Origin of the sequence: Pseudoflavonifractor sp. An44 (genome assembly GCF_002161675.1) — a bacterium.
Taxonomy (GTDB): domain Bacteria; phylum Bacillota; class Clostridia; order Oscillospirales; family Oscillospiraceae; genus Enterenecus; species Enterenecus faecium.
In genome coordinates this window covers 58,934-69,660 of record NZ_NFIH01000015.1, presented here as the reverse complement: position 1 = coordinate 69,660, position 10,727 = coordinate 58,934, and the positions used below count along the sequence as shown (strand labels likewise).

Genomic DNA, 10,727 nt, shown 5'->3' with positions numbered 1-10,727 from the left:
CCTCCTACTATAAAGATTAAGATTTGGTATCAGCAGCCAGTAGGCTGATGATATAATACCGTCGTATGGGTGAGGCTTCCTTTCCCTCCTTGCGGCAGAGTCCGCTGAATACAAGAGTGGAACCTCTCCCTTCACGGGATTTCATTGATGAGCCGGATGAAGCAGCCCGATGTGAGCTGTCTTCTCATTTCGCAGTAGGGTATGACCCGTGGAGAACGAGAGGCGCAGCCATACGAAACCTGAACCAAAGGAGTGTTCTGCATGTACATCGTAGGCATCGACATCGGCAAACGTAATCATGAAGCCAGTATCATGAATGCAGCGGGAAAACAGTATGGAAAGCCCATTCGTTTTGCCAACTCTCATACCGGCTTCAACAAACTGATGGATTGGGTAAAGAACATCTCAGGAGCGGATGATGTCGTCTTTGGAATGGAAGCTACCGGGCACTACTGGCTGGCGCTTTACACCCATTTGTGTCATGAGGGGTACGCCGTCCATGTAATCAACGCTGTTCAGTCAGATGCTCTGCGGGGAATGTATATCCGCCAGGCTAAGAATGACAGCAGAGACTCATTTATCATTGCCGAGGTCATCCGCTTCGGACGCTTTTGTGAAACTGCTGTTTCAGCACCGGAACTCCATGCATTGCGGGAACTATGCCGCCATCGCTTCTGGATCGTTGATTCTGTTTCGGATCTAAAGCGGAAAGTAATCGCGTTGCTGGATCAGGTGTTCCCTGAGTATGAAAACCTTTTTACCAATACCTTTGGAAAGACTTCTTTACAACTTCTCTCCGAATACACGACACCGGAAGAACTGCTTGCCGTTGATACGGCCAAACTGGCAGAGACGATTTACACCGCCAGCCGTGGTCACCATGGCATTGAGAAAGCCCAGGAGATTCAAAACACCGCACGCAATTCCTTCGGGATCCTGCTGGCTTCCGATTCCATTGCCCTTCTCATCCGCCAATACATCGAACAGATTCGCTTCGTGGAAAAACAGGTTGATAGAATCGACACAGAAATCGCACGTTTGCTTTCTGCTTTTGACAACCAACTTACCACCATTACAGGTATTGGCCCAACCCTTGCGGCTACAATCCTCAGTGAAATTGGCGATATCCGCAAATTTGCGTCACCGGGCAAACTAGCCGCCTTTGCCGGTATTGATCCGACTATGAAACAGTCTGGTAACTTTGTTGGCAGCCATGTCCATATGTCCAAACGTGGCTCGCCTTATCTGCGCCGGGCTATTTGGCTTGCTGCAACTATCGCTGCCTTCAAAGACCCTTCCATCTCTGTCTACTACCAGCGCAAACGCTCTGAAGGGAAATCCCATCTCACAGCACTGGGACATGTTTCCCGCAAAATGGTGAATATCATCTTCGCTGTCCTTCGTGACAATACCCCCTATTCCCCAGCTATTTAGAAATCTTCTCTTGACAACCCTTTATAGCCGGTCTTGTAGGTAAAGATGGATGTGAAATCCGTGTGTAGAACCTGTTCGGGGTGTAGAACCTGTTCGGGGCTCACTGGGTGCAGAGTACCGCTATCCAGCAGATAGATGTGGTCGGAGATCTTACAGGCGCTGTACAGGTCGTGGGTGATCATCAGCATGGAGAAGCCCCGGCGGTATTGCAGGCCCTTGAGCATACGCAGCAGGTTTGCCTTGGCGGAGGGGTCCAGCATGGAGGTGGGCTCGTCTGCCAGCAGCACCGCAGGCTCCATGGTGAGGGCCCGGGCCAGGGCCAGACGCTGTTTCTGGCCCCCAGATAGTGCGCCCACCTTGCGGCGGTAGAAGCTGTCACAGGTGTACAGGCCCACATCCTCCAGGGCCTGAGAAAGGCGCTGAGGGTCATAGACCTTGGCCAGACGCATGGGTTCGGACACCGCCTCCTCCACGGTCAGGTGAGGATTGAGGGCGGCTTGGCTGTCCTGGAGTACCATCTGGATGCCGCCCAGCTGCCGATGGAGAGGGAGCAGGTCCTGTTCCTGCCCCTGAAAACGGATGGAGCTGTGGGCGGGGCAGGGGAGCAGACCGGACAGCAGGTGGGCCAAGGTGGTTTTGCCCGCCCCGGAGCGGCCTACCAAAGACACGATCTCCCCGGCATATAGGGTGAGGTCTACGTGGTTCAGCACCGGAGTGGCTCCATAGGCGTGGGATAGGTTATGGCAGGAGAGCAGGGGCACAATGCCGCCCCGGTGGCAGGCCAGAGCCCGCCCATCTGGCTGGGTTTCCAGGTTTGGAGCCCTCTCACCGCACAGCGGAATGCTCTGGGTGCACCGCCCGTAAAAGGGACAGCAGTGGTGGCCTGGCTGCTCCTGGGCGGTGTTGGGGCGGATGCCCCACAGGTCCCGTAGAGGATTGAGAGTGACGGCGGACTGGAGCAGGCCCCGGGTGTAGGGGTGCCGGGGACGGTCCAGAATGTCTCTTGTGGGCCCTGCCTCCTCTACATGGCCCTGGTAGAGCACCATGGTGCGCCCGCCCAGGGACTGAGCCAGCCCCATGTCGTGGGTGACCACCAGAAAGGCGGTGCCTAAGGTGTCCCGCAGCGTCTCAATGGCAGAGCGCACGGCAGCGCAGGACTCCGGGTCCAGACTGGCGGTGGGTTCATCCAGCAGCACCAGTTCCGGGTCCAGGGCCACGGCGTTGGCCAATAAAAATTTCTGCACCATGCCCCCGGACAGCTGGTGGGGACGGAGGGACAGGTCGTCCGGCGACAGCCCCACCAGTTCCATGAGGGCATGGGCTTTTGTGATACATTGGTCTGGGGAATAGGCCTGAGCCAGCACCTCGCGGAGGTGCTGGGCCAGGGTCAGCTTGGGATTGAGCCACTGGACTGAGTTTTGAAATGCCACAGAGAGGGTCTTCATGCGTAGTTTGCGGCGCTGAGCCTCCCGCATGGTGAGAAAATCCACCCCGTGGAGGAGCACCTGGCCCCCTACCTTGCCCTCTGGGGGGAGCAAGCAGGAGATGGCCTGGACCAGCGAGGTCTTCCCGCTGCCGGATTCTCCGATGACGGAGAGAATTTCCCCCCGGTCCAGCTGGAAGCTGAGTGGGTGTAGGTGAAATTGTGGGTAGGACACAGAGAGTTCTTGAACTTGAAGCAGCACGGTACCCCTCCTAGGATTTGGGTAATTGAATGGCCTGCACCATCAGGCGCAGCAGTAAAGTGGACACCACCGTGGCCCCCACGGGGGCCAGCAGCCACCAGAGCCAGAACGGGGTGCGGTAAATGCCGGGAAACTGGGTGGCCCGGGCAATCATCAGCCCCCAGGACCGGGCCAGGGGGTCGGACAGGCCCAGAAAGGCCAGGGAGGACTCCTGAAGGATGGACTTCCCCACCACCCCCAGGGCGTTCACCGACAGTAGGGGGAGCAGGTCTCCAGCTAGATGGGTGCGGATGAGGTACCAGAGCCCGCCGCCATACACTTTGGCCATGGCCACATAGGGGCGGTGACACACCGAACGGGTTTTGGCCCGCATCACCTTGGCCACCGGGGCCCAGGAGAACAGGCAGAGAATCCAGATGATGTTCCAGGTGTTCTGACCCAGAAAGGCCCCCAGCACGATCATCACTGGCAGCTGGGGAATGGAGAGAAAGATCTGAATGAGCAGTCCTATGACGTGGTCCACCCAGCCGCCCAGCAGTCCCGCCGCCGTGCCCAATCCGCCTCCCAGCAGGAAGGTACAAAGGGCGGTCATGACACCAATGCCCATACTGCGGAAAAATCCGGCGGAGATTTGGGCGAATACATCCACCCCTAGGTTGTCAGTGCCCAGCCAGTGAGAGGCAGAGGGGGGCTGGAGGGAGTTCCCAGAGGGGAGAGCGGCATCCCAGGGATAGAAGGTGACGCCCCAGAGAAAGACCAGGGTCAGCACAAGAAAGAGGGTGAGAGGGATGAGCAGGCTTTTTTTCATGGCTCCACCTCCCGCTCCACGGCGTGGTTGCACAGGTCTGCCAGGGTGAGACTCACCAGTACCAGCAGGGCAGAGAGGAGAAATACCCCCTGAATCATGGGGTAGTCCCGGTAGGTCACTGCCTCCCGTAAGACGGTGCCCAGGCCCGGATAGGCAAAGACGTTTTCCACCAGAATGGTACCTCCCACGGTAGAGCCCACCGAGAGAAAGAGCCGGGCTACAATTGGGGTAATGCTGTTGGCCAGGAGGTAGAAGGGCCACACCCGCCGTTTTCGCAGTCCTTTGGCCTTCGCGTTTATCATGTATGGCTGCTCAAGCACGGAGGAGAAGCTGGCCCAGGCGGTGAAAAAGAACTTGGGGCAGGTCACCAGAGTCAGGGCGGCAATGGGCATGAGACTGTGGAGCAGAATATCACCTAGCTGCTGCCATAGGGAAGAGTACTGGGCGAAGGGAGTCACCGCTCCTGACAGAGGAATCCAGGCTACCCGGGCCGCCACCAGAAACAGCAGGAGCACACCCGTGAGAAAGGGCGGGAGTTCCGCCAGGGCGGAGAGGGCAGGAGCCAAAATGCGGTGTCCATGCCGGGTGCCCACACAGACCAGGGCCAGCCCAACCCCCAGAATGAGGCTTAACAGCAGGGAAGCCCCCATCATCCACAGGCTCCAGGGCAGACGCTCCAGGAGAATGTCCGCCACCGGGCGTTTATAGTGGATGCTCTGGCCCAAATCCCCGTGGAGATTGCGCACCACAGTGTCCACCAGCTGCTGGGGCCAGGGCTTGTCCAGGCCGTAGTATTCCCGCAGCAGTTCCTTCTGCTCCTGGGTGTAGACCACAGCCACATCCTCCCCGGACCCAGAGGCGGTGTAGTCAAAGGGGTCTCCCGGCATGAGACGGGGAATGAAGAAGTTGAGCAGGTAGATGGCCGCACAGGAGAGCAGGAGCAGCAGGATGCGGCGGGTTATGGAGGCCGTCAGCGCTCCATGTAGGAGAGTCGGTTTTGTTCGGCCTGCTGATAGGCGTAGGTTTTCATCCATCCGTCGTAGTAGTCCTTTCGATACATGGAATAGGTGGATTGGTTGGCAATGACAAGGATGGGAATCTCCTGGCTCACCAGCAGCTCCAGCTCCTGGAATATGGCCAAGCGCTGGTCAAAGTCGGTCTCGTACTGCTGACCTTCGGCCAGACGGGTCATCTCCTCATTGGAGTAGCCGATGGCCCCCATGGAGTGGGGATTGGTGCCGGAGAACTTGGAGATATCGGAGAAGAGGGTGCGCATGTAGGTGGGGGGATTGTTGCCCCAGCCGCCATTGTCCACCAGGGCAAACTCATAGGCGCCCTGGTTGATGGTATCATCCCGGGTAGCGGAGTCGTAGGCGGTGACGGACACGGTCATGCCTGCCTGGGTGAGACCGTTTTTGATGATCTCAGCAATGGCCAGGTCGTCGGCGCTATTGCCGCAGAGAAGGGTGACAGACAGATTTTGACCGCCCAACACCTCCTGGGCCTTTTGGGGGTCATAGTCGTACTGCACCACATTCTCATTGTAGAAGATACTTCCCTGGGGGACATAGCCCGCACTGCCCACGGTACCCGCCCCACGGAACACGTTGTCCACCACGCTCTGGCGGTCAATGGCGGCGTATACCGCCTGGCGGTAGGTGAGGTCTAAAAACTGAGGGCACTTCTCGTAGTTGATCAGCAGCTTGTAGCCCATGTCGTTGGCCTTGTCCACCAGCGAGATGTTGGGGTCACTGAGGTAGCTGTCTTTCAAGTCGGCGGGCAGGGAGGTGATGTCCAGCTCCCCGGCGTCAAAGGCCAGCAGAGGGTCGCTGACGGGGATAAACTGGATTTTCTCCGCCCCCTGTGTTCCATTGCACCACCCCTCGTAGGCGGTGAACTCATATAGCCCGGTGGCTCCGTCGTATTGGGTACAGGAGAAGGCTCCGCTGCCCACCAGATAGCCATCCCCGGTGTAGGAGTAGGGGTCCTCTACCTCGGACCAGATGTGCTGGGGGAGGATGACAAAGCTGCCCAGATTGGACAGGGTGTCGGCGTCGGGCTCGTCCACCGTCAGGGTAATGGTGTGGTCGTCCACCACCGTGTAGTGGTCCACCAGGAAGTCCTCGCCTACGCCCAGGGGATTGGAGACTGGGGGGTGCTCTCGGTAGTAGTCCAGGGTAAAGGCCACGTCCTGGGCGGTGAGGGGCTCCCCATCCTGGAAGGTGGCGGTTTCAAAGAGGGTGAAGGTGTAGTCGCTGCCGTCCACCGTCCAGCTCTCGGCCAGCCAGGACACGTCCCCCTCCTCGTCTTTTTCCAGCAGGCTGCCGTAGACCAGCTTCATTTTAGCGGTGCCGGGGCCTCGAGACTGGCAGAGGAACGGGTTGGGAGCGCCCCAGTCGGTGCCTCCCTCCAGTTTGAGGGTAGACACGGAATACTGGGAGTTGGCAGGTGTGGACGAGGGGGGAGAGGCCGTACATCCGGCGCACAGGGCTAAGGCGGCGGCACAGGTGAGGGCGATGATGGGTTTTGTGTGCATGGTTGGTCCTCCTAGAACAATAAAAAAGTTCATCAAGAACACCTCCTGGTGCTCCTGATGAACTTCTCATTCATCCAATCTTGTGGTGTGGCGGGGATATGGCAACGGCCGTCTTCTGACAGCCCAGAGGATTGCTTCGACAATCTGAGGATTATTTTATCAGATTGGGCGTCCCATGTCAACGTCACAGAGGGTCTTCCATGCCGTCATGGGCATGGGCGGCCAGCAACTCCTGGGATTGAGGCGTGTCGTCCTCGTAAATTTCAAACAGGTCCTCGTCCTGGAGGGTGGGACGGCGGTGGCGGAACAGGGATGTGATCACCGGATAGAGCACCAGGGCCACCAAGCCTGCAGAAAAGCCGTTGTTATACAGGTTCATGCCTTCCAGGGGCAGCCCGGCCTGGAGCACCACCGCCGAGTGGATGAGTCCGGCCACCACCCCAAAGGGCCAGCCGAACACCCCGGAGAAGGGGGCCAGGGCGGTGCCAAACAGGGAGGCCAGCTGGAGCGACTCGTGGCTGGCGGAGACGTGGAGGAAGGTGCTGCCCAGCAGTACTCCAATCATCACTGGGGCGATGTTGCGCAGGTGCTTTCCGTAGGCGGAAAAGCCCATGATGGTGAAAATTCCGCCTAGGGTGGGTCCGTTCAAGTCTCCGCCCGTGACCAGAATGTATACCATGGCAAACAGTCCATTGACGCCGATGTTCACCAGAACGGGCCCGTGGCCGAACACACGCAGGTAGTCGCTGGGGGCACGGCCAGAGGTGTGGAGCAGCCGCCAGTAGCCCCGCAAGGTGGCGCTGGGGGTGGGGATGAGCCCAGCCACAATGAGGATGATACACACCACAGCTAGAAAGATGCCGAAGGTGAGATTGTTCCCCGTGGACCAGATCAGGTGGGAGGCGGGATTCAGGCCTAAGGCTTTGAAGATGGGAACAAAGATCATGGCCACCAGTCCGCAGGCAAAGCCGGTGGAGTACAGATTCATGCCATTTTGGATGCGGAAGGCGTACTCGGATACCGGGGCAATGAGAAAGCCGATGAGCAAGCCCACCACGGCCCCCAGCCAGGGGGACACGTCACAGCCCATGAAGCTGACCATGGGGGCCAGGGAAGTGCCCAACATGGCCACGTTGACGTACTTGGAAAAGGGCTCTTTCCGCCAGAGGGCATAGAGGGCGGTGCCAAAGAGAATGGGCCAGATGTTGAGAATATTTTTGCCAAACAGGGAAAAGCCCGCCATGAGGCTGATGGTGACCAGGGTGGAGCCGTTGGGCGTCTCGCCCACCAGATAGAAGATGGCCACGGCAATGAGGGTGACCAGCCCTGCGTTGACAAACGCAGGGCCGGTTCCGCACAGAGCTACATAGTCGGTGATGAGTACGTCCTCATGGCTAAGCATGGTCCATAGACCCTGAAAAAGATTTTGTGAATGAAATAGGCCAAACACCAGCAGAAGTGCGCCAAATCCAGCGGCAGCTGGGAGCAGGGCGGCGTTTCGGCGGTGTACGTGGGGTACGTGCATAGAGTGTTTCGTCTCCTTACCTATTGGAGTGCATCAACGATCCCATTTGTCGATGAGGGCCCGAATCTGGTCGGCGAACTTGCCCAAATCCTTGTTGGAGCCGCCCTTGTTGTGGGCGATGACCTCCATCAGCCGCTTGCCCACATCCTCCAGACGGCGGTAGGCAGGAGAGCCGGGGGCGGGCAGCGCCGTGGCGGGCTTCCGCTCCAGAATGACACCGGGGGCCAGCATCCGATTCTGGAGCAGGTCGTAGACCTCCTCGTAGTTGGGGGAGTGGGCCTGGAAGCCCAGGTCCCGGAGGGTCTGGGCGTAGTGCTCGGTGACGCTGCTCTCGCCGTGGACCACAAAGACGTGCTGGGGCAGGGGGTGATAGGCCTGAATCCAGGCGATGAGGCCGTTTTTATCGGCATGGGAGGAGAGACCGGGGAAGTTGACGATGCGGGCCCGCACCGAGATCTCCTCACCGAAGAGCTTGACGTGTGTTACCCCGTCCAGAAGCCGCCGACCCAAGCTGCCCTCAGCCTGATAGCCCACAAACACCACAGCGCACTCCTCCCGCCACAGGTTGTGCTTGAGGTGGTGGCGGATACGCCCGGCATCACACATGCCCGAGGCAGAGATGATGACCTTGGGGTTGGGGTCCGAGTTCAGGGCCATGGACTCCTGAGTGGACTCGGTGATGTTGAGGCCGGAAAATTGGAACAGAGCGCCGCCCTTCAGGGCCTCAATGGCCTCTTCGTCCAGATAGCCGTGGAGATCGCCGGAGAAAATCCGGGTGGCGGCGCCAGCCAGGGGGGAGTCCACATACACCTGAAAATCGGGAACGCTGCGCACCAGGCCCTGCTCCTTCATCTCACGCATAAAGTACAGAAGCTCCTGGGTGCGGCCCACCGCAAAGGAGGGGATGATCACATTTCCGCCTTTGGAGAGGGTCTCGTCAATGAGGGCGGCCAAATCTCCGGTGTAGTCCGGGTCTACGTCCATGTCGTGGAGACGGTCCCCGTAGGTGCTCTCCGTGACCACATAGTCCGCTTCCGAGATGAACTGGGGGTCCCGGATGATGGGCTGCTCCCGGTTGCCAATGTCCCCGGAGAAGACGATCTTTTTGGTCTCGCCGTTCTCGGTCAGCCACAGCTCGGCGCTGGCCGAGCCCAGCAGGTGCCCGGCGTCGGTGAAGCGGAGCTTGATGTCGTCATTGACCTGGATCTCTTGGCCGTATTCGCACACCACCAGGTGGCGGAGGGTGCGCTCCACATCGGCCAGCGTGTACAGGGGCTCCACCGGGGGACGTCCGGCCCGCTGGCCCTTCTGGTTTTCCCACTTGGCGTCACTCTCTTGGATGTGGGCGGAGTCCCGCAGCATAATGTCCAGCAGTTGGGCGGTGAGGCGGGTGCAGTAGATGTTTCCGCCAAATCCCTGCTTGATGAGCAGGGGAATGCGGCCGGAGTGGTCAATGTGGGCGTGGGTGACAATGACATCCTGAATGTAGCTGGGCATGAAGTCCAGCTGGGTGTTGTCGATCTCATCCCGCCCCTGCTGCAAGCCGCAGTCAATGAGCACCTTGTATCCGTTGCACTCCACACAGTGGCAGCTGCCGGTGACGGCCTTGGCTGCACCGAAAAATGTGAGCTTCATCCAGAGCACCTCCTATGCAATACTTCTAATAGCATTGTAATCCATTCCCGCTGGTTTGTAAAGAAGTGCACAAAAGAAAAGGGGATGCAGGCGGTGAAACCTGCATCCCCGAAAAAGGTTGGCAAATAAAATTACTTAGCCAGCTGCTTGGCGATCTCCTCAGCGAAGTTCTCCTGCTTCTTCTCGATGCCCTCGCCCTTCTCGAAGCGCACGGCGTCACGGAAGGTGACAGTGCCGCCCAGAGCCTTGGCAGCGGAAGCGATATACTTCTCCACAGTCATGTCGCCGTCCTTGACGAACTCCTGCTGGAGCAGGCAGTTCTCGGAGTAGAACTTGTTGAGCTTGCCGTCCACGATCTTCTCCTTGACCTGGTCGGGCTTGTTGGCCATCTTGGGATCGTTGGCCATCTGCACCAGCATGATCTTCTTCTCCTCAGCCAGCACGTCCTCGGTGACCTGGCTCTTGTCCCAGAAGCGGGGGTTCAGAGCAGCGATCTGCATGGCCACGTCCTTGCCAATCTCGGTGGCGTCGATGTCGCCCTCCACGTTCAGGGAGACCAGCACGCCGATCTTGCCGCCAGCGTGGATGTAGGGCACGCAGAAGCCCTCAGCGAAGCGGGCAAAGCGGCGGACCTTGATGTTCTCACCGATGACCAGAACCATCTCCTGCTGCTGCTCCTGGACGGTCAGGTCGGTGCCGTCGTACTTGCAGGCCATCAGAGCGTCCAGGTCGGCGGGGTTGCAGGCAGCCACAGTGGCGGCCACGCCCTTGACGAAGTTGACGAACTTCTCGTTCTTGCCCACGAAGTCGGTCTCGGCGTTGACCTCGACCACCACGCCCACGCCGTCGATGACAGCGGCGTAAGCCATACCCTCGGCGGCAATACGGCCAGCCTTCTTGGCGGAAGCAGCCAGACCCTTCTCACGCAGAATCTCGATGGCCTTGTCCATGTCGCCCTCGGCCTCGGTGAGAGCCTTCTTGCAGTCCATCATGCCGACGCCGGTCATTTCGCGCAGCTTCTGTACGTCCTTAGCGGTAATACCCATAGTATATTCCCTCCAAATTTGTAAATAAACGAATTGGCGCCCGCCCGACGGGACGGGC

8 protein-coding genes are annotated in these 10,727 nt (G+C 59.0%); 1 reads left to right on the top strand and 7 read right to left on the bottom strand.

Annotated features, from left to right (window positions below; translation table 11 throughout):
• The first annotated feature begins 261 nt into the window (after nucleotides 1-261).
• Nucleotides 262-1,434, top strand: a complete 1,173-nt coding sequence (locus tag B5F98_RS08475; RefSeq protein WP_087371429.1) for an IS110 family transposase — start codon at nucleotides 262-264, stop codon at nucleotides 1,432-1,434.
• Here the strand turns inward: B5F98_RS08475 and B5F98_RS08470 are convergent.
• From B5F98_RS08470 to tsf, 7 genes are all read right to left on the bottom strand, one after another.
• Nucleotides 1,431-3,119 (bottom strand): ABC transporter ATP-binding protein, encoded by a 1,689-nt coding sequence (locus B5F98_RS08470; protein WP_087371425.1) that lies wholly within the window; start codon nucleotides 3,117-3,119, stop codon nucleotides 1,431-1,433. The two genes, B5F98_RS08475 and B5F98_RS08470, sit on opposite strands and share 4 nt — an antisense overlap.
• Before the next feature lie 10 nt (nucleotides 3,120-3,129).
• Nucleotides 3,130-3,927 carry an ABC transporter permease gene (locus tag B5F98_RS08465; RefSeq protein ID WP_087371422.1) on the bottom strand — a complete coding sequence of 266 codons (798 nt, stop codon included), beginning with the start codon at nucleotides 3,925-3,927 and terminating at the stop codon, nucleotides 3,130-3,132.
• The gene (locus B5F98_RS08460; protein ID WP_242961636.1) at nucleotides 3,924-4,961 is read right to left on the bottom strand and encodes an ABC transporter permease; all 1,038 of its coding nucleotides are present in this window, start codon (nucleotides 4,959-4,961) and stop codon (nucleotides 3,924-3,926) included. The genes B5F98_RS08465 and B5F98_RS08460 overlap by 4 nt, the downstream gene beginning before the upstream one ends.
• Nucleotides 4,898-6,463 (bottom strand): ABC transporter substrate-binding protein, encoded by a 1,566-nt coding sequence (locus B5F98_RS08455; protein ID WP_242961635.1) that lies wholly within the window; start codon nucleotides 6,461-6,463, stop codon nucleotides 4,898-4,900. Before B5F98_RS08455 ends, B5F98_RS08460 begins: the two co-directional genes overlap by 64 nt.
• A gap of 184 nt (nucleotides 6,464-6,647) precedes the next feature.
• The gene (locus tag B5F98_RS08450) at nucleotides 6,648-7,988 is read right to left on the bottom strand and encodes a DUF1576 domain-containing protein (protein WP_087371417.1); all 1,341 of its coding nucleotides are present in this window, start codon (nucleotides 7,986-7,988) and stop codon (nucleotides 6,648-6,650) included.
• Nucleotides 7,989-8,021: 33 nt separating this feature from the next.
• The gene (locus B5F98_RS08445) at nucleotides 8,022-9,623 is read right to left on the bottom strand and encodes an MBL fold metallo-hydrolase (RefSeq protein WP_087371414.1); all 1,602 of its coding nucleotides are present in this window, start codon (nucleotides 9,621-9,623) and stop codon (nucleotides 8,022-8,024) included.
• Nucleotides 9,624-9,754: 131 nt separating this feature from the next.
• Entirely contained in the window at nucleotides 9,755-10,669 is a 915-nt protein-coding gene (tsf, locus tag B5F98_RS08440) for a translation elongation factor Ts (RefSeq protein ID WP_087231813.1), read from the bottom strand.
• Nucleotides 10,670-10,727: the final 58 nt, after the last annotated feature.